Genomic DNA, 22,235 nt, shown 5'->3' with positions numbered 1-22,235 from the left:
TCACAGGGCGACCTCATTCTCATGCTTGCGAACCCGGGAACCCGGCCTGTCAGGCTCGAGGAATTCCGAAGGCAGCGGCTGGTCTTGGAAGAAAGTCCCCCGCACATAGCGGATGCTGAGCGGCGTCGAGCCGCGAATGCCCAGCGACGCAAGGAAAAACCGTATGAGATCGGCGGGGACGAAATCGCGATGCGCGAGCGGATCGCGTATTTCCGCATAGAGCAGGCCATCCAGATATTGCACCCGCGAAATGGCGTAATGCAAGTCCGGATGGTCGAGGACGACGTCGCCGGCGCGCTCCTTGTCACCACGGCTGACCAGCACCGCCGCCAGCCTCTGGATCAGTCCGATATGATCGATGAAGGATTCGAAACGCTCGTGCGGGTCGATGACCCGCTCGCCGCGCCTTTGTTCGCCATTGTCGATCGAATGGTACCAGAAGTGCTGATGGGTTTCGGCAAGCGTGCGGTCGGCGGTGAGAGCCCAGACGTAGTTCCTGCGCAGGATCTCGCGCAATTCAGCGACCGTCATTGCTGGCTGCAATTGCCGCTTGCGGGCTGCGCCGATCTGGAAATAGGGCGCGATGGCGTCACAAAAGTCCGGTACCACGTCGAGAAGTACGCTGTGGAACTGCTCACTGGTCTCGCCATCCATGACTTCTGCGACGTGCGCAGCAACGTCGCCCCAGCACCGAAACTGTCCTTCGCGCAGGCTTGCCGATATGCGTGTCAGGTTCTCGATGATGGTTTCGTTGGCCACCACGTAGTCCTGCGTCTGTGGGTCGGTCTGCGCATAGATGCGGATGGTGCTCTCTATCGAGCCGCGGACAACTGAAATGCTTCCCGCATCGACCGGCAGGCTTTTTGCGTAGCCAAGAGCCGCCTCGCGTACGGTCACCCATGTGGCGACCCAATGCGGCCAGCGCTGGAGGGCAACGCACATGCCCTGGCCTGAGGAGTTGCCTATTCCAAGCCCGCGCGCGATCGAAATGTCGAGCTGCGCTGCGTCCGGATTGCGCCGCCGCGCCACGGCATTGACGAGATCGATGGAGACGAGCCGCACCAGGTAGATGGCGAAGATATCCGCAAAGAACGGGTGCGCCAGCGGATGCCCCTCGGGAATGCCCGGATAGGAAACCGTGCCATTCCGGCCGCTGCTTTGAAAGCCACCGTTCCGCATGAGATAGGCGATGCCGAGCTCGGGGGCGGGCTGTTCGCCGCGGGACAGTGCTTCGACTACGGCGTCGAAATGCCGGCTGCTGCGATTGGCCGGGGTCCAGCCGACCACATCCGAATCCGTACGCATCTGGCCTTCAGCCTTGATGTCGAACGTTTCAAATTCCCGCTCGATACGCTGTTGGCTGGCAAGATTGACGAAGAGCGCGCCGAACATGTCACGGTCCGCGCCATCGGAGCGGCGTCCGACTTTTTCGATTCCGTCCCATGGATATGCTCGGGCAATATAGGAGAAGGAATGGCCTTCCGCGTCGATCCGGTAGACGAATCTCGCCGCGCCGTCATCGCCGCATTCCGCCGAGATCATCCTTATCTGCCAGCGTTCGCGAACGATCCTGCGCAACAACATGTCGGCAAAACTGACGCGCGAAGCCTTGAAGCAGCGAAGGTTCTCCACACGCATCAGAACATCCGCCGGCCGCATCCATCGCCGCGCTTTCAGGGCACCTTCCCGGCCGGCAAACTCCTGCAGGCGTTGTTCTATGAATGCCGGCAGCGGCGGCTCGATCTGGTTAGACGTCATTTCCCTGTTCCAATCAGCGATCATTGCGGGACGCGGCCTCGTTCATGCTCGACCCGACAAGATAAAATGTGAAAACTGTAAGGGCGACGGCAGCGCCCGGCCCGAGGCTGAGCAGCGGCAGGATCGGCAGGAACATCGAACCGTCGCGTACCATGCCGCCCCAGTCCGGAGCCGGCGGAGGAACGCCCAGCCCCAGGAAGCTGAGGCTTGCGGAGGTGAAGATCGCGAAGGCCACATTGATTGCGAACTGCGCCCACACCACGCGCATCGTGTTTGGCATGATATGATGGCGGATGATCCAGAAAGAGCTTGCGCCCGTGGCGCGCGCAGCTTCCACGAAGACCATTTCCCGGACGACGAAGACCTGACCACGAACCAGCCGGGCGACCGTCGGCGCGGTGACGACACCCAGCGTGACCGCCAGGTTGACCACCGATGGCCCGAGCATCGCGGTGATGATCAATGCGAGAACGAGCCCCGGCAAGGCGATGAAAATGTCGATGATCTGGACGAGGACAAAATCGATCCAGCCACGGAAAAATCCGGCGATCAGGCCAATGGGGGCGCCGATCAGCACAGCCACTATGGCCGCCGAAGCGCCCACCTGCAGTGAAACCCTTGTTCCGTAGATGACGCGCGACAGCACGTCCCGGCCAAGTTGATCCGTGCCAAGGATGTTTTCAGCCGAAGGCGGGCCGAGGACGTTTACCGTCGTGGCGGTCGGGTGCAGGGGCGCGATCAAGGGCGCGAACACCGCGATCAAAGTGATGATCACCAGAAGCGTCAGGCCAAGGACCAATCGGAATGGAAGTTTTCTCATTGGATGCTAAGCCGATGTTCGCACGAGCGGATTGACGAGGCTGTAGGTCACGTCCGCCACAAGGTTGAGGATCATCACGCCGACGATGATCACCATTCCAACCGACAGCATGACAGGAAAATCCCGGGACGAGATCGCTTCCACCAGAAGCCGGCCCATGCCCGGCATCGAAAAGACGGTTTCGGTGACGACCGCGCCGCCAACCAGTTGTCCAAGCGAAAGACCGGCATAGGTGATCAAGGGCAATATGCTGTTGGGCAGAATGTGCCGGTAGGAAATGCGCGCCTCGGACAGCCCCTTCGAACGCGCGGCCTGGATGTAGAGGCTGCCTTTCACCGACTGGTATTCGGCTTTATAGACGAGCGTGAAGGAGCTGAAATAAAAGGTCGTAAGCGTGATGACGGGCAGGATCATGTGGATGAGATGCTGCCCGGCGCCCCGTGACCACGGCGACCATCCGGTCGTCGGCAGCCAGCGGAGCTGAACCGAAAAAAGGTAGATCAGCAGCAGTCCGAGAAAGAAATTGGGCACGGTGATGCCGACGATGCTGACGGCGGCGGTGAGCCGCTCCACCAGCTTTTTCATGAACGTCGCCGAATTGATCAGCGTGGCCCCCAGGAATGCGATGAGGATCGCCCAGGATGCCAGCTCAAGCGTTAGAGGAAGGGCATCCGCGATCATTTGCGCGACAGGCTGTTGGGTGGAATAAGACCGGCCCAGGTCGCCCGACAATGCGGCGCTGATCCAGTTCCAGTAACGCGACAGGATGGGCTGGTCGAAGCCTAGCTTCGCGTTGAGTTCGGCGATCGATTGAGGGGATGCGTTCTCCCCCAGCATGATCGCCGCCGGCGTCCCCAGAAAGGACGTCACCGACGTGAACAGCAGAAACGTCAGAACGATAACGTTCGGAACCATGATCGCTATGCGGGAAAGTACAAGCGCAAGCATGCCGGCCTCAGTTCATCGCGAAGGATTGAAGAAACGTCTCCGGGGAGCCCGTCTCGCAAAGCGGGCGGTTGGGGCACATCCGATGGGCGGCGGTCATAATGGCGATCAAGTTCCTCTACCGGTTGCAGGCGGGACCGGGTCTACCCGCGCCAGACGCCGCGGCGCGGCGCGCCGCGGCAAAGCATGAAGATCAGGCCTGCGTTTTCCAGACGTAACGGAACCGCGGGATCTCGTCCGGCATCGGAGCGAACCCTTTGACGGTGTTGCGCATGGCGTTGAATTCGATGCTGAACCCGACGGGCATGTAAGGCAGATCGGCAGAAATCTGACGCTGGATCTTTTCGTACAATTCCTTGCGGCGCGCCTGATCGGAAATTACCCGCGCTTCATCGATCCATTTGTCCACTTGGTCATTCTTGTAGCCCGTGGAGTTCGCGGTGCCTTTGCTGGAGAAGAGATAGTGGATCAGGCCGTCGGGATCCGCCCGTTGCGTCCAGCGCATCGGCGTGAAGCGTATCTCGCCGGAGACCGCCTTGGCGTAGTAGTCGCTTTGCGGGACCGGCTCGAGCTCAATGTTGAGGCCGATCGCGTCGAGGTCTTCCTTGGCAAGTTCGGCAAAGCGTCGCAGCGTATCGCCGCTTGGCGCCGCAAGCTTGATGGTGGTGCCCTTCAGGCCGGAATCAGCCACGATCTTGCGCGCCTTTTCCGGATCGTATTCGTAGTGCACCAGATCGGTCGGGGTCCACCAGAGGCCGTCAGGCGTGAAGCTGTCGGAAATCTTGCCTTGTCCGGCCCATATGATCTGGTTGATACGGTCGCGGTTGAGGCCATGCGCGATGGCCTGGCGCAGTTCCGGCTTGTTATATGGCTCGGCGTCCCACCGCCACTGGTAGGAATACCAGACGCCACCCTTCGACGGCACAAGCTCGATGTCCGGGCTGGCCTTGGAAAGGCGCGTATCCAACGGATCAAGCTGGCTTATGAAATCCAGTTCACCGATGGCCATGCGCTGAATGCCGACGACGTTCGTCGGAATGTCATGAAACGTGATGCCGTCGAGATATGGCATTCCCTTCTGCCAATAGCTGTCGTTCTTGGTGAGCGCGATGCGTGACCCGCGCACCCATTCGCCGAAAACGAACGGACCGGTCCCGACAGGATTGGAACCGACGTCGCTGCCGTATTTCTTGGCCGCAGCTGGCGAAGCCATCAGCCCTGCGCGGTCGGCAAACAGCGCCAGCAGGGGCGGATAAGGTTCCTTCATGTCGATGGCGACGGTGAATTCGTCCAGCACTTCGACATTCTTGACGCCTTCCAGCAACTTGAGCTGCGATGAGTTGCCTTTCGGATCGAGACGTGCATCAAGGTTCCATTTCACGGCCTCGGCGTTGAACGGTGTGCCGTCATGGAACTTCACGCCTTCCTGCAGCTTCAGGACCACGCGCTTGCCGTCGTCCGAAAACTCCCAGCTTTTCGCCAGGGCAGGCTTCAGGGAGAAGTCCGCCTCGGTCTCGAGAAGCGTATCGAATATCAGGAAAAGGATCTGCCGCTCGGTCCATTGCGACGACTGAAGCGGGTCGAGCGTGCGGACGTCGCTGATGAAGCCGACGTTGAGCGTGCCGCCGGTGACCGGCTGGGTATCTTGAGCCAGCGCTACCGCCGGCAAAGAGGCCACGATTGCGAAGCCGCTGACGGCGGCCATAAATTGCCTTCTATCCATGACAAATCCTCCGTTGGTTCAGTTCCCGATATTATCGGCATTGCCGTTATTGGCCTCCGGGCAAGGACCCGGAGGCTTGCGCGTTATTTGCTCTCGGCTGGCAGCGGCCGGCCGGCCTGATCGACTCCCATAATCCGCATGTCGTTGAACCGATCGCCGATGCGATGGTGCGGACGCCCGCCGCTCGCGGCGCCCAAGGCGATGACGATCTCGTCATGCGCAGGCGCGTCGGGAATGGTGAATTCCACGGTCAGAAAATGAGCGCGGCTTCCCTTCTTCTCAGCGTCCTTGTGGGTCAAGGGAACGGTGAGCGCGGTGCCGGCGCCGGCACGCTTGTTCGTGAACGGGAGAAAGGAATCGCCACCAGCGGCGATGCGGAAGACATTGCCGAAATGCAGCGTGTGGATCAGGCCGGCCGCGTGTTCGACTTCGCCGTCCGTCCCGGTCACCGCGCACTTTCCAAACGCTTCTATCCTGTCCGGACCGCCCATGATCGCCACCAGGCGAGGCACGAGGGCATCCGTGAGAGCCTTGGCGTGCTCCATGATGTGCGGCTGCAGGTCCTCGACGAATGCCGATCCTGCCCAGGGATTACGGATTACCGCCGCGCAGGCGGCCATGCGAAGCGGAACCGGCGCGACGCGCCCCCCTTCGATAAGCGTGTCCTCGACGAAATCGACGATCTTGCGGATCAGGACCTCAGTCATTTTTCCACTCCGCCGGCTGCGAGTTCGGCAAGCACGCGGTTGGCGATGCGATGGCATTCGACGCCGACAGGAACGCCGCAATAAATCGTGAGATGGGTTATCAACGCGTCCAGCTCGTCACGGGTGACCCCGTTGCGAAGGGCGCCGCGAAAATGCAGTTCCCACTCATGCATGCGGTTGAGCGCGGCAATCATGACGATGTTCAGCATGCTGCGGGTCCTGGCATCCAGCCTGTCGTCACCCCAGGCCGTTCCCCAGCAATATTCTGTGATAAATGACTGAAAACCCTTGGAAAACTCGGTTGCCTTGCTCAGCGAATTTTCAACATATTCGCTGCCGAGCGTCGCCTTGCGCCGCTCCAGCCCACGCTCAAATAGCGTCTCGTTCATTCGTCTTCCCTTCATTTTCAGCGTGGACGCAAAAGGAACTCGCGGACATGGTCGGACACCAGCTTGGATGCCTCGACCAGGACGCTGTGCTTCAGGCCGGCCAGAATGCGTAATTCCGAATCGGGGATCAGCCGGTGCATCGTCTCGGCCATCCGGACATTCGACCCCTGATCGAATTCGCCCGTCATCACCAGCGTTGGCTGTCTGATCTCGGGAAGCCGATCCACCAGTTCGGTAAGGCCGAACACCCGATACGCCTCCAGGTAAGACGGCACGTGGACAGCCTTGAGCTCGGCAATTCGCCGCTCGATCACATCGGGATGGCGCTCGGCGAATTCCTTGGTGAACCAGCGGTCGTGCGCAGCACCAACGACTGCGTCCATACCGCCGTCGCGGATCATCTGCAGGCGCGCCACAACCTTCTCACGTTCGGCGGGGGTGCGCCCCGCAACTGCGGAAAGAAGCACGACGCGCTCAAACCGGTCCGAATAGGAACAGGCCAGTTCTTGCGCGATCAAGCCCCCCAATGAAAAGCCGACCAGATGGGCTTTGGGCACGCCGGCGTCGTCCATCACCCGAACGATATCGGCGGCAAACTTCTCGACGGAATATTCCGAATCGATGTGCGCGGACTGACCATGACCGCGCAGGTCGGAGCGAATAATGTCGAAGCTGCCCTCCAATTGGAGGCTGACGTCCTCCCAGCTTTGCAGGTTGGCGCCGACACCGTGCACCAGCACGAGAGGATGGCCCTTACCGCTTCTCTCATAGGCGATGAGATCGTCTTTGGTGCGCATCGGCGCCATCCCAGGTCCCTCGTTCGAACTCGATTTTTTTGGTATACCGACAGACAGGCATATGGTCAACCGTATTTGAATCGGCTACTTGTGATGAAAGAGTCGAACGCGTAGCTGTCATGGAAGGAACGACGGGAGAGGACGCCGCGATGCATGAATGGACGGACTGGTCGATTGCGGATTCGCCGACATTGCGCGAGCAGACCGTTGTCACGCTGCGCGAGGCGTTGTTCAACGAAGTGTTCAAGCCGGGTGACAAGCTGGTGGAACGGAAGCTTGCCGAGCAGACCGGCGTAAGCCGCACAAGCATTCGGGAAGCGCTGAGCCAGCTTGAGTCCGAAGGGCTTGTGACTCGGGTAGCCGGCAAGGGCATGTTCGTGACCCGCTTGTCGGAACGGGAAGTCCGGCAGATCTACGAGGCCCGCGCAATCCTGGAATCGGCCATGGCGCGCCTGTTTGTCGAACGGGCCAGCCAGGAACAAATGGACGAATTGGCGCGGCGTATTTCGGAAGCAGGCGAAACCGACACCTCCGAGCTTGCCAGGCAGCATGCCGAGAAGCTCGACGCGGTGTGGGACATCATCATGCAAGGCGCAGGCAACGACATCACCAGGCAAATGACCTTTCTCCTGCATGGCCGCGTCACCTATCTGCGCACCGTCACCACCCGCGTCGCCTCGGCTGAACGGCGCAGGAATACGATGGCCTTGCTCCACGGCATTTTCGACGCGCTGCGCGCGCGCGATGCCGACCTCGCCGAAAAGCTCACGCGCGGGTATGTCGAAAGATCCGCGGCTTTCGCGCTGTCGCTGCTGCGGGACTCTGGGCAGAACGCCAAATCCTCATCACGCAAGCAACGGATCGACACATGAACTATGTCAGGCTCGGCAAGAGCAATCTGAAGGTATCCCGGCTATGCCTCGGCGCGATGGGATTCGGATCCGCGGGATGGCGGGCCTGGGTGCTCGATGAGAAGGCGTCGGCGCCGATCGTTGCGCGCGCCCTCGACCACGGCATCAACTTCTTCGACACCTGCGACTTCTATTCGGCTGGCGAGAGTGAACGCATTCTCGGCCAGATACTCGTTCTCAAGCAGCCGCGCGACAGCTTCGTCATCGCCACCAAGGCGGGAAACCCGATGGCCGCGCATTGCAACGGCCGCGGCTACTCCAGAAAGCACCTGTTCAAGGCAATCGACGATTCGTTGGTCCGCCTTGGAACCGATCACGTGGACCTCTTCCAGACGCATATCTGGGACAAGGACACCGACCTCGACGAACTGGTCGATGCCATGGCGGATATCGTGCGCGCCGGAAAGGCGCTCTATGTAGGCGTCACGACGATGCCCGGCTGGACACTCGCAAAATGCCGTGCGGCTGCCAGCGCACGCGACCTTCCGGCATTCATCTCGATGCAATGCGAATACAATCCCGCTCACCGGGAGTGCGAGCGGGAACTGCTTGCCTACTGCCGCCACGATGATGTTGCCCTGATACCGTTCAGCCCGATCGCGCGCGGCTTCCTTGCCGCGGACCGCCGCAATCCCGGCCAGCAGACGGCGCGCACGAAAAGCGACGACTATACGCAGAGATATTACCACCGCGACGGCGACCACGCCGTGCGCGAAGCCGTCGCTGCCGTTGCCGCCGACATCGGAAAGACACCGGCGCAGGTGGCTCTCGCCTGGACATTGGCGCGCCCCTGCATTACCGCGCCCATCTTCGGAGCGACCTCGACAGACCATGTCGACGAGGCAGTCGCGGCATTGGACATAGTGCTTACGCCCGAACATATCGACCGCATCGACGGGGCTTACGAGCCACGGCCGCTGAACGCCTCAGGCCACTGAATGAAGCACAATGCTTGCGGTAAGCTGATATGCTTGTGAAATTGCACTCGTTCGCGCACGTTTCAAGGGAGCAAATCCGCCGTGTATGATCTGCGAGTCCATGCTCCGCCGCGCCTGTACACGCAGGTGGCCGATACCATCCGCAACGCCATCGTCGTCGGAGAACTGGCGCCGGGAGAGCGGCTGGTGGAGCGCACGCTTTGCGAGCGCATGGGCGTTTCGCGGACGTCGCTCAGGGAAGCGATGCGCGAGCTCGAGAACGAGGGCCTGGTCACGAACCTGCCCAACCGGGGGCTTATCGTCTCTGTCGTCGATCCCAAGATCGCGAAGGACATTTTTGACCTTCGCGAGGCGCTGGAGGCGCTTGTATGCAGGTTGTTTTGCGAGAATGCGACTGACGATCATATCACGCGTTGTCGGGGCGTGTATGACGAGTTGATGGAAACCTATCGCGTCGGTGTGGCGCACGAAATGATAGCTGCAAAGACTAGATTCTACGACGTCTTGATAGCGGGCGCGAACAATTCCGAGGCGGAACGGATGCTTCGCAGCATCCATATGCGGGCCTCACAGTTGCGCATGATTTCTCTTTCCGATGCAGAGCGGCGAAAGGCATCTCAGGAAGAGCTGGCAGCCCTGCTCGACGCCCTGGTGAACCGCAGGGCATCGGATGCCGAGCGGCTTGCAAAAAAGCATGTACGCAAAGCCGCCCAGTTCGCGCTCGGGATGATCGAACAGCTTGAAAACCAATCCGTCAGGTGATCGGCGGCGCTTGAAAGCGCGAGACGCCGCCCGTCCGCCGCTACCCGCGGCGACGGTGAAGGAGAATTATGTCGTGGCGGGCGGCATCCGTACGCGCTATTTCGAAGCTGGCAGCGGACCGGCCGTGATCCTGCTGCACGGCTCGTCACTGGCGATCGATGCCTGGTCCACCTGGCACAACACCATCCCGGCACTCGCGCATGACTTCCGGGTGCTGGCGCCCGATCTGGTCGGCTTCGGTCTCTCGGATGCGCCGGTGGACGGGAAACACGTTCCCCGCCTCGAAAGGCGGCATCACGTTTCAGCCTTCATCGAAGCGCTCGGCGTCACCCGATGCGCGCTCGTCGGCCATTCCGAAGGCGGTTTCATCGCGGCAATGCTCGCCGTTGAAAAGCCGGGTCTGGTCGATAAGGTGGTTGTCGTGAGCAGCGGTGCGACCTCCCCGCGCCTCGGCGGAAATGAGGACCACGCTTGGCAGGCAGCAGCGGCAGCAGCGTATAATGTGCTCGAGGGATGCGACACCGAGGAAGACTTTCTGCGAACCAATGCGAGGCTAAGCACGAAGAATCCGCCGGAGTTCGTGGAGCTGCTAAAAAAGAACTACCGCCTGGCCTGCGAGTCCGGTCAGTTGGAGCGCTTCAAGCAGGCTGCCCGGAAAAAGGACGACACCGAATATACCCAGATCCAGGAGGACCATCTCCTTCCGCATTTGCCCACCATGCAGGCCAAGCTGTTCATAGCCTGGTCAGGCTGCGACGAAACCGTGCCGGTGGCGCGCGGCATCAAGCTGCTGGAACGCGCGCCGCAAGCCGACATGCACATTTTCGCCAATGCCGCTCACATGGTCATGATCGATCGCCCACGCGAATTCAATGGAGTTGTCCGGGACTGGCTTGGCAGCTAGCGCCGGTCAAACCATCCAGCTTATGACCCACAGCAAGTCGTCCCAAGAGGGCCGCCATGCCGCGGGAGGATGTCCTCGGGCGTGCGCCCTCACTCCCTCGCCACCAGGTAACGCGCTTCCGAGTCGTAGAGCAGCCCGCCATAGTGCTGCCCGAGGTCGGACATGCCAGCCGTGGCGCCCACCACCTCCTGGCCGCGTGCCGTAGAGCCGCCGGTAATGATGAACGAAGGCGCGCGGCTCCACGGCCATGTTTCGCACAATCCGTTGACGAAAGGCTCAAAGTCCGCGTTCGGCATGTTGCCGCCCGGCAGCGGGATACTCGCGGTCCAGTCGCCCCCCATCTGCGGAAAGATACGTTCGAGGCGATGGAGGCCGCGCTCGGCCAGTTTCCGGAAGGTCGTGATCTTGCCGCCGAAGTCATTGAGCAGTGGCGCGACCCCGGTCTCGTCAAGGTCGAAGGGGTCATCGCGTAACCGCCGAAGGGTTCCCATTTGCCGTCATCGAACAACGGCCGCACGCCCGAGAGCGCATGCAGCAAGTCCTGGCGGCGCAGCTTCTCTTTGAAGCAGCGGTTCACGGCCGCAATCAAATATTCGATCTCGGTCTCGTCGATCTGCACCGGTTCGGCAGCACCCTCATAGGGGCCGCAATTCGAGGTGCGGCTACGATCGCGATTTTTATCTTGATATTTTTATCAAGCTGTGAAATTTTTTTCAATTAAATGCTGGAGGAAGTTTTCCGCACCTCAGAATGCCCTGACAATGGGCATCGGACGGAGAACACGATGGGAGGTTCAATATGCCGGTCCAAGCCGTTTCAACCGAGTGAGCCTTTCCTGCGGGAGACGCCGCGTCCTGGACCTAAAATCCGGCGTCGTCGTCACACCTTCACATGCAGGGGAAAGAGTGCATCCGGCTTCAGGCGCTTTTTTCAAAACGACGAGATCAACGCCGCGAGACGCGGCAAAGGTTCCAGAACGTCCGATGACGCGAATAGTGCAGATTTCCGATACCCATCTCAGCCCTGGCAAGCGACATTTCCATGCCAACAGCCAGCCGCTCCTCGACTGGCTGAAGGAAAGCGATGCCGACCTCGTTATCCATACAGGCGACGTCACCGTGGATGGCGCCGATGTCGAGGAGGACATGCGCTATTGCGCCGAGATGATGGACTCCATCGGACTGCCCTATCTCGCCGTGCCGGGCAATCACGACGTGGGCGAGCCCAAGCATCTCTATCAGCCAGTCAACGCAGAACGCCTGGCCCGCTGGCGACGTCATTTCGGGCCGGACTGGTGGCATCGCGACATCGAGGGCTGGCGCCTGATCGGACTCGATTCGATGCTGTTCGGCAGCGACGAGCCGGCCGAAACGGAGCAGATCGCGTGGCTGGAAAACGCCATGCGCGAAGCGTCCGGGCGCCGGATGGGCTGGTTCACCCATCGCCCGCTCTTCATCGGCGAGCCGACCGAAGGCGACGTTGGATACTGGGCGCCCACTCCCGAGCCTCGCGCGCAACTGCTCGACATGGTGCGCCGCTACGACGTGGCCTTCGTGGCCAGCGGCCACCTGCACAAACTCTACGATCGTCAACTCGGCGGCGTCCGGTACCTGTGGGGGCCGTCGTCCGGCTTCCTCGTCGAGGCGCACTTGCAGCCGGAAGGGATGGCCGGAGAAGCCACCTTGGGCGTGCTCGTCTACGACTTTTCCGGGTCCGATTTCACCGTGCGGCCTCATGAAATTCCGGGCCTCACACCCTTTTTCATCGGTGATGTCGTGCATGAGGTCTATCCACCGAGATAGCGCCTCTACCCAATTGTTCGCGAAACGGAGCAACCCCAGTGGCTGCAGTGGAAATAAAGAACCTTTCGAAGTCCTTCGGGCCCCATCGGGTTCTCAAAGACATCAACCTGTCCATCAACGATGGCGAGTTCCTGACGCTTGTCGGCCCCTCCGGCTGCGGAAAATCGACGCTCATCCGCATCATCGCCGGCCTCGAGCCGCAAACCTCGGGCTCGATCCTCGTCGATGGCGCGCCGATCGATCATCTGAGGCCGCATGAGCGGCGCATCGCCATGGTGTTCCAGAGCTACGCGCTCTACCCGCACATGTCCGTCTTCAACAACATGGCCCTGCCCCTGACGATGACCGGGCTTAGCCTCTACGAGCGCCTGCCGCTCGTCCGCCTATTCTCGTCCCGGCGCCGCAAGGTGATGCAGGAGATCGGCAAGCAGGTCAGGGGCATCGCGGCGCAACTTCAGATTGAACCTCTTTTAGAGCGCAAGCCCGCCCAGCTCTCCGGCGGCCAGCGTCAGCGCGTCGCGCTCGGTCGCGCCATGGTGCGCCAGCCCGCCGCTTTCCTGATGGACGAGCCACTTTCTAACCTCGACGCCAAGCTGCGCGTCCACATGCGTAGCGAGCTGGCCGAGCTTCACCAGAGACTCGGCGCGACATTCGTCTACGTCACGCACGACCAGGTCGAAGCGATGACCATGTCAAGCCGGGTCGCCATGATGGAAGGCGGAGACATCCTTCAACTCGGCACGCCCGACGAACTCTACGACAGGCCGGCCAACGTCCAGGTCGCCCAGTTCATCGGCAGCCCGACGATCAACCTGATTCCCGTGACGGTGGGGGTCGGTGGGCGGCTGGAATTGCTCGGAAAGCCTCTGCCGATCGGCACCGCCCTCCCCGCTGGAGAGAAAGCGACGATCGGCGTCCGCCCGGAAATGATCCTGCCCGGCGCGGTCTCGGGCCAGTCGGCGGACCAAGTCCCGCTTCCGGCGAAGCTGCGGCGCAGCGAGCATCTCGGCTCCGAGAAGATCCTGCATTTCGATGTTCCCTCGCTCCCTGGGATCTTGGTGACCTCGCGCATAGGCGCGGGCGTGCCGGACGGTGAGGTCGAGAACACCGAACTCTTGTTCCATCCCTCGGCCTGCCATGTCTTCGATGCCGCCGGAAACCGCGTGGAACCCCAAGTTTCCCAAGACGCGGCCACCGCCGCCAAGGGAAAGCTGCGCCTCGCAGAGGGAGCGCGCGCATCATGAGCCTGACCGCGGTACCCGCTCCGCCCGCCCGGCCCGGTGCCCGGCAGGCCTTCATCGAGAGGCTGGTCGCCGGCGGCTTCGCGCTGCCTGCCCTGCTTTTGCTGGTGCTGACGATTCTCGTGCCGCTCGGCGTGCTCGGTTATCTCAGTTTCACCGACTACGAGCTCGGCGAGGTCGATGTCCATTATGTCGGCCTGCAAAACATCACCGACGCGCTGACCGATCCGGAATTCCGCCGCGCACTCAAGAACACGCTCGTCTACGTCGCGATCGTCCTGCCCGGCTCGGTGATCCTGTCGCTGCTCGTCGCCGTCCTCGTTCACCGCCGCAAGCGCACCCGCTCACTCTACGAAATCATCTACTTCCTGCCTGTGACCTCGACCTTCATCGCCATGGCGACCGTGTGGCAGTTCCTGCTGCACCCCAGCCTCGGCCCGGTGAGCGCGGTGCTGCGCTGGCTCGGCATCGGCGAGGTCGCCTTCCTGAGCAATCCCTCGCTGGCGCTGCCGACGCTTGCCGTGATCGGCATCTGGCAACTGGTCGGCTTCAATATGATCCTGTTCCTGGCCGGCCTCTCGACCATTCCAAAGGACCTCTACGAAGCCGCCGAGATCGACGGCTGCGGCGGCGAAATCGACCGCTTCCTGACGATCACGTGGCCGCTGCTGGGACCGACGACCATGTTCGTCATCGTCACCAGTTCGATCACCGCCTTCAAGGTGTTCGACACGGTGGCGGTGCTGACCCATGGCGGTCCGGTGGGATCGACCGAGGTCCTGCTCTACAAAGTCTACCTCGAAGGCTTCCAGTACTTCCGCATGGCGTATGCGTCGGTCCTCACCTTCATCTTCCTCATTTTCATTCTGGTCTTCTCGATCCTCCAGACCGTCGTCATGGACCGCAGGGTGCATTACTGATGACCGACACAACCATCACTGCTCCCGCGATGGGGGGCACAACAACCACACCAGTTGGCTCCGCCGGCCGACGCTTCGCCTCTCTGTTCATCACTCACGGCATCCTGATCACCGGCGCGGCGTTCATTCTCCTGCCTTTCCTGTGGATGCTGGTGACCTCGATCAAGCCGCCGGAAGAGGTGTTCAACGCCCAGCTCAGGATCTGGCCGAGGCATTTCTACGGCTTCGAGAATTATGCGATGGCGCTGACCAGCGCGCCGCTGCTGCGCTTCGCTCTCAACGGCGTCATAGTGTGCGGCGGCATCCTCATCATCCAGCTTCTGGTCGCCATCCCATGCGCCTACGCGTTGGCCAAGCTGAAGTTCCCGGGCCGCAACCTGCTTTTCGTCCTCGTCCTGCTCGGCCTATGCGTGCCCGAACAGGTGCCGGCGCTGCCGATCTACATCGCGCTGGCGAAGATGGACCTGCTGAATACCTATTTCGCCATGATGGTGCCCTTCTTCCTCTCAGTCTTCGCGATCTTCCTGTTCAGGCAGTTTTTCCGTTCCTTCCCCGACGACATCATTCATGCCGCGCGGCTCGACGGGATGAGCGAGTTCGAGATCGTGTGGCGCATCGTCACGCCCAGCGCCATGCCGGCGATCGCCGCCTTCGCGGTGTTTTCCTTCGTCGCGCACTGGAACGACCTCTACTGGCCGCTAATCGTCATATCCGACGTCAACCTGGCGCCGCCGCCGCTCGGCATGATGTTCTTCTCGGACGCCGAAGCCGGCACCAATTACGGCGCACTGACGGCCGCCGCGACCATCCTGACCGCGCCTCTGCTGCTCGCGTTCCTGTTCGCACGCCGCCGCTTCATCGAGGGCGTCACGATGACCGGCGTGAAATAAAACTGACAACTGGCGCGGCTAGAAGCCCGGTCGCGCCGTTCCCCCACACCTTTTGCGGGGCAAGGCGGCATCATCGCCTCAAGAGCATCGGGCAAATCGCATAACCGGAGGAAGCCTTAATGAAATTCCTGTCAAAGATCATCGCGGCCTCGGCCGTATTGCTGGGAGCGGCGTCGACAGCGCTGGCCCAGTCTCCCGTGACGCTCGACGTCTACTACGCATTCCCGGCCTTCGCGAAGTTCCATGAGCCGCTGGCCGCGGAATTCATGAAGGAACATCCCGACATCAAGATCCAGTTCCGCGCGCCGGCGGCCAGCTACGACGAAGGCCACCAGGCCATGCTGCGGGCCTCCATCACCAACAACCTGCCCGACGTCTATTATTCGGGCTATCACGTCCTGCATGAATTGGTCGGCAAGCTGAAGGCGCGCAACCAGATCTTGGACCTCGGCACGATGATGGACGCCGAGTCGAAGGAATGGCGCGACGCCAACTACGCCGACAACATTCTCGACCTCGGCCGGGTGGACGGCAAGCTCTACGGACTGGCCTTCAACGCTTCCATGCCGATCATGTTCTACAATGCCGACCTGGTTAAAAAGGCCGGCGGCGATCCCGACAACATGCCCACCGACTGGCCGGGCATCATGGAACTCGCCAAGAAGATCAAGGCCACCGATTCCGGCATCGCCGGCCTCGCCTACAATATTCATGACTGGCCCGACGAATGGCTCTGGGACGCCATGTTGATGCAGGGTGGGGGCGAGCTGACCAAGGACGGCAAAGTGGCTTTCGGCGACGAGCACGGCCTGAAGGCGCTGGAATATTTCCGCAGCTTCGTCACCGATGCCGGCATGCCGTTGATCGACTGGGATCAGTCGCGCCAGGCCTTTATCGCCGGCCAGATTGGCATCTTCTTCGATACGCCTGCCCGTCTCAGCCAGGATACCGAACTGATCGGCGACCGATTCAAGCTGCGTACCGCGGTCTTCCCGGTCGACGACAAGGAAAAGGGTGGCCTGCCCACAGGCGGCAACGCGGCGGTGATCACTGCCTCCGACCCGGCAAAGCAGAAGGCGGCCTGGGAATTCCTTAAATTCGTCACCGGCCCCAAAGCGCAGGAGCAGGTCGTGAAGATGAGCGGCTACCTCCCGACCAACAAGGCCGCCACCGGGACCGACTATCTCGGCCCGTTCTACGAAGCGAACCCGAATTACGCCACCGTTGCCAAGCAGATGGCGCTGTCGCGCCCGTGGCCCGGCTATTCGGCGGGCAACACGGTCCGCATCTGGCGCACCCAGCGCGAGATCATCAGCAAGGTCATGAGCGGCGACGTATCCATCAAGGACGGGCTCGACAGCCTCGTCTCCGAAACACAGGCACTCATGAAATAAGTCGCCATGCCACGCGCGCCGGCCGGCTTCGGCTGGCGCGCCCTTTTTAAGGTGGCGCCGATGTGGCGCCCTTCTTGTGTCAGCCCTCCCTTCACACTGCCGGACCTCCCGATGCTCATTGCACAGATCAGCGATTTTCATATCCGACCCGACGGCCAGATGGCCTATGAGGGTCTCCAGACCAACACCATGACTCGTCGCGCCATCGCGACCGTCGCCGCGCTCGATCCGGCGCCCGATTGCGTCCTCGTCACCGGCGATCTCGCCGATTGCGGTCGCCCGGAAGAGTATGCGCTGGTCGCCGACATGCTGTCGGCCCTGCCCATGCCCGTCTTCGTCATTCCTGGCAACCACGACCGGCGTGAGACAATGCGCGAGGTGATGGCGCCGAAATTCCCCTATCTGAGCCAGTCGCCGGATTTCCTGCATTATACGATCGAGGACCTTCCGGTCCGCCTTATCGGGCTGGACACGGTGCAGCCGGGCGAGGACGGTGGTGCGATCTGCGAGCGGCGCGAAGCCTGGCTCGGTGAGCGTCTCGCCGAGGGCGACGGCCGCCCGACCTTCGTCTTCATGCACCATCCGCCCTTTCCCGTCGGCGTGCACGGCATGGACATCATGATGTGCGTCGTCGGCGACGGCTTCCGCGACATGATCAGGTCCCACGCCGAAATCGAGCGGGTGGCCTGCGGGCACTATCACCGGCCCATCACCACGCGCTTTGCCGGCACGGTCGGCTTCGTCGCGCCGGGCGTCGCGCACCAGGTCGCGCTCGATCTTCGTCCGGGCGAGCCCAATCGCTTCATCTTCGAACCGCCGGCTTTCGCCCTGCACGCCTGGTCGCCGCAGACCGGTATCGTTTCGCACGTCGTCCCGATCGGCGATTTTGGCCCCGCCCACGATTTCATCACCGATGTCGACTACCCCGGGAAAAACGAAACATGAGCGACTACCGTCAAATCCTGAAAGACGCCGATGCCGTCGCACGCAAGGCAGCCGCGACGTTGATGTCGATGCGCGAGGAGCGCCTCGACGTCACGCGCAAGGAAGGGCTGGACATTGTCACCGCCGCCGATCTCGCTTCGGAGCGCATTGTCATCGACGGGCTGCGCGCGCTTACGCCGCAAGCTTCCATCCTGTCGGAAGAAGCCGGCACGACGGGAATCTTGGGCGAAAGCCGCTGGATCGTCGACCCGCTCGACGGCACGATAAACTACGCGTCCGGCCTGCCGTGGTTCTCCGTCACCATGGCCTATCAGGAGCAGGGTGCGACGAAGGTCGGCCTGACCGTCGCGCCCGCCGCCGGCTTCGAGGCGCACTACACCTGCGAGGGGATCGCGACCGTCAACGGCAAGACGGCCAATGTGTCGACAACTGCAAGACTGGCCGATGCGGTCATTGCCGTCGTGCTGACGTCGCACTTTTCGGCCGAGGAGGTGGCGCGCACCGCAGAGATCGTGCGGCGGCTCGGCGTCGGCGCGCGCGGCGTGCGCGTTATCGTCTCAGGGGCCTTTGAATATTCGATGGTCGCCGCCGGCCAGCTCGATGCGGCGGTTTCGATCAAGGCCGACGTCGTGTCCTACGCGGCTGCCATGCCGCTGCTACGCGCAGCAGGAGGCAAGGTCACCACGCTTTCAGGTGTCGACTCCACAGACGAGGACACGCAGAAGGTCGGCTCGAACGGGCTCATTCACGACGAACTTCTTGAAGCGCTACGCGGCCTGTGACACCTGGCGCGCAAACCGGAGCGAGCATGCAAGACACATTGATCATATTCGACTGCGACGGCGTGCTGGTCGACAGCGAACCGCTGGCGGCGCTTGCCTACGGGCGGGTCTATTCGAAACACGGCATGGAACTCGACCCGCAGGCGGTCCTGCAATGCGTCGGCATGAAGCAGACCGACATCCTGGAGCGCATCAGGCTCACGACCGGCCATCGTCTTGAGGAGCATCAGACCACGGATTTATGGGACGAGGTGAAAGCGCTCTTCACCGAAAGTCTGCAGCCGATGGCGGGCCTGAAGCCCTTCCTTGAACGGCTGTCCAATCCCCGCTGCGTCGCCTCATCCTCCTCGCTGGAACGGATACATCACAGCCTTTCGGTCACAGGGCTCGCGAGATTCTTCGGCGAGAACATATTCTCATCGTCAATGGTCGCGCGCGGGAAGCCCGCCCCCGACATCTTCCTGTTCGCCGCGGATCAGATGAGCATCGAACCGAAGCACTGCGCGGTTGTCGAGGACTCGCCTTTCGGCGTGCAGGGCGCAGTCGCCGCCGGCATGACGGCGATCGGCTTCATCGGCGGCGGCCACACCTATCCGGGGCATGCCGAGAAACTACGCGTGGCCGGCGCCCGAACCATCTGCGCCGACTGGGACGAAGTCGCGCGCGAACTCGTTTCTCTGGAGTTGATCGCACCCGTCTCCGTGTAGATTTCAGGCCCAGCGAAAGCCGGGCAGCAGATAATCCGGCACCGCCCTTTCCTGCTCAAACACCGTCGAAAGCGCCGCGTCGCCGAATGTAACAGATAGGTAGGATTCCGTAATTGGGGCCGGAACAAGAGCTGTTTCAGAATCTGCTTAAGGTCGAACGGAGAGCGAACACCCGGATGTTCGCTGTGGATGCGCGATTGCCAGCGAACTTTCGAAACTACCTGCCGGTGCCAGAGGTACCGCTCACATGATCATTATCAGGTAGCCGAAGTTGGTCCAAAAAGGGCCGTGCCGTTGACGATCACCGCACCGGCTGAGCCAACGAATCGTCCAATTGCACCGTCGCCGCCACGCCCTGACGAGCGCGAGGCCGCCTTAGATTTCTTTGCTTTCTCTTTTTCACTTGACGCGGTTCTTCGTTTGAAAGCGCACCCGTCACGCAGTCGACCACGTTGAACGCAACAAAGTCCGCTTCCAATTGCTCGGCGAGGCCCGCCGCATCCTCCCTGGGCTTGTCATGGGTGTCGTGCCAGAGCGCGATTCCGATGCGTGCACGCGGTGCGAGTCGCCTCAAGCGCCTCACGACGAACACCGCGTGTTTGAACGATTCGCGGTTGAGGAAGCCCACGACGACTGCGTCGCGAGCTTCAAGCGGAAGTTTCCGGATCCGCGCGGGGAGGAGGTCACGGTGGCTCGCGGCCACGCAATCCGCACCCTCGATCGAAATGACCTGCGCGAGCATCGCAGCGGCCACATCGTCGAGGTCTCCGCGCCCGCCGATACACAGCACTGACTTCCCAGCACCATCCGGGAGATCAGGCGCAAACTCGGCTTGATCCTCATCCTCTTCGCCCGGATCCGCGCTCGCGCCTTCTTTTTCCGCGTGCTCGTCTTCTTCCTCTTCTTCTTCCTCCGCGGCGATCTCGTTGAGGTTGGCCACCAGGGTGCGGGCGTTTTCGGCAAGGTTCGCCAACTGACTTGCCGTCAGTGCGCCCCGAGCCCGGTCCTGTTCACCAAGCAGCAACGCCGGAATCGCAACCGTGCTGTGGAACTCGATCAGGTATTTCTCCTCGAGCATTTCTTCCGCGTTGTCGGTGGCTTCGTCGATATCGTCGGCAAGAAGCCGCTGGTACAGACGCTCCTTCGGGTCAAGCACCGGCTCATCGCCAAACAGGATCTGCAGGAATTCGAACTGGGGCACGTGCCGTCCAAGCACGACAAGGCAGACGGTCAACGGCGTCGACAGCACCAAGCCGACCGGGCCCCATAGCCAAGCCCAGAAAACGGCGGCTACGATGATCGCCAGCGGCGAGAGGCCCGTGTGCGAGCCGTAAAGCCAGGGCTCGACGATGTTGCTGATTACGAGCTCTGCCAAGATGAAGAGAGCGCCAGTCCATACCAGTAAGCTCCAGCCGGGAGCCACTGCGAAGGCAAGAAACAAAGGTATCACCGCCGCGATAACCGGACCGATAAAGGGCACGAAACGCAAGACAACGGCCAACATGCCCCATAGCAGGGCATTGGGAATGCCAAGAAACCAAAGACCTATCGCAAGGGGCACGCCGTAGACGATGTTCACGACCAATTGCATGAGCAGATATTGTCCGACGCGACTGCCTGCATCCTGCAATGCCTGGGTCGTGCGATGGAGATCGCTGTAGCCCACAAGGCGGATGAATCGATCCCGCAATTCTTCACGCTCGAGCAGCATGAAAATCACCACGATGATGACAAGGCCGGTCGTGGCGAGTGGTCCGATCAGCGGCTCGATGATGTTCCTCAGCGTCTCTATCGGACGCTGGGGCGAGAATATCTGAACCAGAAGCGGATCCTGCTGCTTCGTGGTTTGCTCCACATCTGCCTGCCCGCTGGATTGGGATTTGTTTATCTCAGTGTTGACGCGCTCGAACACCTTGCCGAGCCGGCTGATAAGGCCGTCTTCGGATCCTGTTTCTTTCAAAGTCCGAATCTTCTCGAGGATGTTGGATTGGTATGTCGGAATGTCCTGCGCGACCTGGCTCACCTGCGTGGCAACGATCAGGCTGAACAGCGACACGAGGACGAAGGCCGATGCAACCGCGCCAAGCACAGCGATCATTCGCGGCAGCTTCAACTTTCGGAGCAAAGAAACAATCGGCGCCAACGCAAATGTGAGAAGGACCGCTATTGCCAATGGCAGCAGGACCTCCTTGGCGACGTAAAGAATGGCGACGGTAGCAATCATCGCCACGACGGTTGCCAACTTCGATGTCATAAAAGCAGGGGGCATGATGGGACCTATCTGCAATCTCGCGATTTAGAGGACGGCCATGGCCTAACCGCGCAAAGCGTGCGCTGGTCCATATACTGGCACCTCCTCAGCTTCTGGCCAATGACCTGGTTCGTTACACCGCATGTGTGATGATCTCGAACTTTTGCAGGGCATGTAGCCCAAAGGTGTGGATCATCGGAACATCCGCAGCGTCCCTCGCAGGCCCAAAAGATTTCTTTGGCGGCGTGCTTCCTACCCGGCTGGCAATGACCAAGGTCATCACGCATGGCGTGACCGGCGCGTCCGTATTTCGGCCAGGTGACTGGCCAGCGGAATTCGCTGAACGGATCAGCGCTGCGGTTTTGCCGGGCTACAACACGTTCTCCCGAGCCGACACTTTGAAAGCGGCGGATTCTCGGCCGCAGCCGACGCTACCGTGCATTTTCAGGATCCCGACGAGGGTGCCATCACGCACTACACGGCGGTTACGCGGAAATCCGTTTAGCGATGATCAAGGGAGTGATTGACGAACTCAAAAGCAGGCACCGAAAACCGGTCGAAGCTCGAGTTTGGAAAAGGGCGGCAAGCCGATCGTCGATGGCGAACTCGACTTGGATGCGCTCTCGATGGGGTCGCCGGTTCGACGGCA

Annotated in this window: 19 protein-coding genes and 2 pseudogenes; 12 read left to right on the top strand and 9 right to left on the bottom strand. The window is 61.4% G+C overall.

Going from position 1 to position 22,235, the window contains the following annotated elements:
- From FJ953_RS27020 to FJ953_RS26990, 7 genes are all read right to left on the bottom strand, one after another.
- Complete coding sequence (locus tag FJ953_RS27020) at positions 1 to 1,758, bottom strand: hypothetical protein (RefSeq protein WP_140558050.1); 1,758 nt, start codon at positions 1,756 to 1,758, stop codon at positions 1 to 3.
- A gap of 13 nt (positions 1,759 to 1,771) precedes the next feature.
- Entirely contained in the window at positions 1,772 to 2,512 is a 741-nt protein-coding gene (locus FJ953_RS27015) for an ABC transporter permease (RefSeq protein ID WP_224619722.1), read from the bottom strand.
- Positions 2,513 to 2,584: 72 nt separating this feature from the next.
- Positions 2,585 to 3,526 (bottom strand): ABC transporter permease, encoded by a 942-nt coding sequence (locus tag FJ953_RS27010; protein ID WP_140498498.1) that lies wholly within the window; start codon positions 3,524 to 3,526, stop codon positions 2,585 to 2,587.
- Positions 3,527 to 3,716: 190 nt separating this feature from the next.
- The gene (locus tag FJ953_RS27005; protein WP_181167345.1) at positions 3,717 to 5,228 is read right to left on the bottom strand and encodes an ABC transporter substrate-binding protein; all 1,512 of its coding nucleotides are present in this window, start codon (positions 5,226 to 5,228) and stop codon (positions 3,717 to 3,719) included.
- 101 nt (positions 5,229 to 5,329) lie between these two features.
- Positions 5,330 to 5,953: an amino acid synthesis family protein gene (locus FJ953_RS27000; protein WP_140625446.1), complete on the bottom strand. Its 624-nt coding sequence runs from the start codon at positions 5,951 to 5,953 to the stop codon at positions 5,330 to 5,332.
- The gene (locus FJ953_RS26995; protein ID WP_140498501.1) at positions 5,950 to 6,342 is read right to left on the bottom strand and encodes a carboxymuconolactone decarboxylase family protein; all 393 of its coding nucleotides are present in this window, start codon (positions 6,340 to 6,342) and stop codon (positions 5,950 to 5,952) included. The genes FJ953_RS27000 and FJ953_RS26995 overlap by 4 nt, the downstream gene beginning before the upstream one ends.
- Positions 6,343 to 6,359: 17 nt before the next feature.
- On the bottom strand, positions 6,360 to 7,139 hold the full coding sequence (locus FJ953_RS26990; RefSeq protein ID WP_181168613.1) for an alpha/beta hydrolase: 780 nt from the start codon (positions 7,137 to 7,139) through the stop codon (positions 6,360 to 6,362).
- 149 nt (positions 7,140 to 7,288) lie between these two features.
- Here FJ953_RS26990 and FJ953_RS26985 point away from each other — a divergent pair, with 149 nt between their 5' ends.
- The 4 genes from FJ953_RS26985 (at position 7,289) to FJ953_RS26970 (ending at position 10,654) form a co-directional block, all read left to right on the top strand.
- Positions 7,289 to 8,011 carry a GntR family transcriptional regulator gene (locus tag FJ953_RS26985; protein WP_181165366.1) on the top strand — a complete coding sequence of 241 codons (723 nt, stop codon included), beginning with the start codon at positions 7,289 to 7,291 and terminating at the stop codon, positions 8,009 to 8,011.
- Positions 8,008 to 8,988 carry an aldo/keto reductase gene (locus tag FJ953_RS26980; protein ID WP_140625444.1) on the top strand — a complete coding sequence of 327 codons (981 nt, stop codon included), beginning with the start codon at positions 8,008 to 8,010 and terminating at the stop codon, positions 8,986 to 8,988. The genes FJ953_RS26985 and FJ953_RS26980 overlap by 4 nt, the downstream gene beginning before the upstream one ends.
- Before the next feature lie 81 nt (positions 8,989 to 9,069).
- Positions 9,070 to 9,750 carry a GntR family transcriptional regulator gene (locus tag FJ953_RS26975; protein ID WP_140625443.1) on the top strand — a complete coding sequence of 227 codons (681 nt, stop codon included), beginning with the start codon at positions 9,070 to 9,072 and terminating at the stop codon, positions 9,748 to 9,750.
- Positions 9,751 to 9,823: 73 nt separating this feature from the next.
- A complete protein-coding gene (locus tag FJ953_RS26970) occupies positions 9,824 to 10,654 on the top strand; it encodes an alpha/beta hydrolase (protein WP_181174440.1) in 831 nt (276 codons plus the stop codon).
- 92 nt (positions 10,655 to 10,746) lie between these two features.
- On the opposite strand, the pseudogene FJ953_RS26965 reads toward FJ953_RS26970, so the two are convergent.
- Positions 10,747 to 11,294 (bottom strand): annotated as a pseudogene (locus FJ953_RS26965) (glycerol-3-phosphate dehydrogenase); the annotation flags it as partial.
- Positions 11,295 to 11,637: 343 nt separating this feature from the next.
- Between FJ953_RS26965 and FJ953_RS26955 the strand changes: the two are divergent.
- The 8 genes from FJ953_RS26955 (at position 11,638) to FJ953_RS26920 (ending at position 19,335) form a co-directional block, all read left to right on the top strand.
- Positions 11,638 to 12,456 (top strand): metallophosphoesterase, encoded by an 819-nt coding sequence (locus FJ953_RS26955; protein WP_181167730.1) that lies wholly within the window; start codon positions 11,638 to 11,640, stop codon positions 12,454 to 12,456.
- Positions 12,457 to 12,494: 38 nt separating this feature from the next.
- The gene (locus tag FJ953_RS26950; RefSeq protein ID WP_140558056.1) at positions 12,495 to 13,700 is read left to right on the top strand and encodes an ABC transporter ATP-binding protein; all 1,206 of its coding nucleotides are present in this window, start codon (positions 12,495 to 12,497) and stop codon (positions 13,698 to 13,700) included.
- Entirely contained in the window at positions 13,697 to 14,617 is a 921-nt protein-coding gene (locus FJ953_RS26945; protein ID WP_140498510.1) for a sugar ABC transporter permease, read from the top strand. Before FJ953_RS26950 ends, FJ953_RS26945 begins: the two co-directional genes overlap by 4 nt.
- 29 nt (positions 14,618 to 14,646) lie before the next feature.
- Entirely contained in the window at positions 14,647 to 15,507 is an 861-nt protein-coding gene (locus tag FJ953_RS26940) for a carbohydrate ABC transporter permease (RefSeq protein WP_140625479.1), read from the top strand.
- 119 nt (positions 15,508 to 15,626) lie between these two features.
- Positions 15,627 to 16,901, top strand: a complete 1,275-nt coding sequence (locus FJ953_RS26935; protein WP_140625440.1) for an ABC transporter substrate-binding protein — start codon at positions 15,627 to 15,629, stop codon at positions 16,899 to 16,901.
- Positions 16,902 to 17,012: 111 nt separating this feature from the next.
- Positions 17,013 to 17,846 (top strand): phosphodiesterase, encoded by an 834-nt coding sequence (locus FJ953_RS26930; RefSeq protein ID WP_140498512.1) that lies wholly within the window; start codon positions 17,013 to 17,015, stop codon positions 17,844 to 17,846.
- Entirely contained in the window at positions 17,843 to 18,628 is a 786-nt protein-coding gene (locus FJ953_RS26925) for an inositol monophosphatase (RefSeq protein ID WP_140561359.1), read from the top strand. Before FJ953_RS26930 ends, FJ953_RS26925 begins: the two co-directional genes overlap by 4 nt.
- A 26-nt stretch (positions 18,629 to 18,654) precedes the next feature.
- Entirely contained in the window at positions 18,655 to 19,335 is a 681-nt protein-coding gene (locus FJ953_RS26920) for an HAD family phosphatase (protein WP_140625439.1), read from the top strand.
- Between the two features lie 301 nt (positions 19,336 to 19,636).
- Here the strand turns inward: FJ953_RS26920 and FJ953_RS26915 are convergent.
- A pseudogene (locus FJ953_RS26915) lies at positions 19,637 to 21,583 on the bottom strand (AI-2E family transporter); the annotation flags it as partial.
- Between the last annotated feature and the right edge of the window lie 652 nt (positions 21,584 to 22,235).

The sequence above is a fragment of the Mesorhizobium sp. B2-3-6 genome, from assembly GCF_006442305.1.
Taxonomy (GTDB): domain Bacteria; phylum Pseudomonadota; class Alphaproteobacteria; order Rhizobiales; family Rhizobiaceae; genus Mesorhizobium.
Note: the sequence above shows the minus strand (reverse complement) of the source record. Positions and strands in the feature narration are given on the sequence as shown.

What these genes read in the sequence shown, in the direction of transcription:
- FJ953_RS27020 (WP_140558050.1), bottom strand. Translation starts at nt 1,758, where the DNA reads ATGACGTCTAACCAGATCGAGCCGCCGCTGCCGGCATTCATAGAACAA.
- FJ953_RS27010 (WP_140498498.1), bottom strand. Translation starts at nt 3,526, where the DNA reads ATGCTTGCGCTTGTACTTTCCCGCATAGCGATCATGGTTCCGAACGTT.
- FJ953_RS27005 (WP_181167345.1), bottom strand. Translation starts at nt 5,228, where the DNA reads ATGGCCGCCGTCAGCGGCTTCGCAATCGTGGCCTCTTTGCCGGCGGTA.
- FJ953_RS27000 (WP_140625446.1), bottom strand. Translation starts at nt 5,953, where the DNA reads ATGACTGAGGTCCTGATCCGCAAGATCGTCGATTTCGTCGAGGACACG.
- FJ953_RS26995 (WP_140498501.1), bottom strand. Translation starts at nt 6,342, where the DNA reads ATGAACGAGACGCTATTTGAGCGTGGGCTGGAGCGGCGCAAGGCGACG.
- FJ953_RS26990 (WP_181168613.1), bottom strand. Translation starts at nt 7,139, where the DNA reads ATGCGCACCAAAGACGATCTCATCGCCTATGAGAGAAGCGGTAAGGGC.
- FJ953_RS26985 (WP_181165366.1), top strand. Translation starts at nt 7,289, where the DNA reads ATGCATGAATGGACGGACTGGTCGATTGCGGATTCGCCGACATTGCGC.
- FJ953_RS26980 (WP_140625444.1), top strand. Translation starts at nt 8,008, where the DNA reads ATGAACTATGTCAGGCTCGGCAAGAGCAATCTGAAGGTATCCCGGCTA.
- FJ953_RS26955 (WP_181167730.1), top strand. Translation starts at nt 11,638, where the DNA reads ATGACGCGAATAGTGCAGATTTCCGATACCCATCTCAGCCCTGGCAAG.
- FJ953_RS26945 (WP_140498510.1), top strand. Translation starts at nt 13,697, where the DNA reads ATGAGCCTGACCGCGGTACCCGCTCCGCCCGCCCGGCCCGGTGCCCGG.
- FJ953_RS26940 (WP_140625479.1), top strand. Translation starts at nt 14,647, where the DNA reads ATGGGGGGCACAACAACCACACCAGTTGGCTCCGCCGGCCGACGCTTC.
- FJ953_RS26935 (WP_140625440.1), top strand. Translation starts at nt 15,627, where the DNA reads ATGAAATTCCTGTCAAAGATCATCGCGGCCTCGGCCGTATTGCTGGGA.
- FJ953_RS26930 (WP_140498512.1), top strand. Translation starts at nt 17,013, where the DNA reads ATGCTCATTGCACAGATCAGCGATTTTCATATCCGACCCGACGGCCAG.
- FJ953_RS26925 (WP_140561359.1), top strand. Translation starts at nt 17,843, where the DNA reads ATGAGCGACTACCGTCAAATCCTGAAAGACGCCGATGCCGTCGCACGC.
- FJ953_RS26920 (WP_140625439.1), top strand. Translation starts at nt 18,655, where the DNA reads ATGCAAGACACATTGATCATATTCGACTGCGACGGCGTGCTGGTCGAC.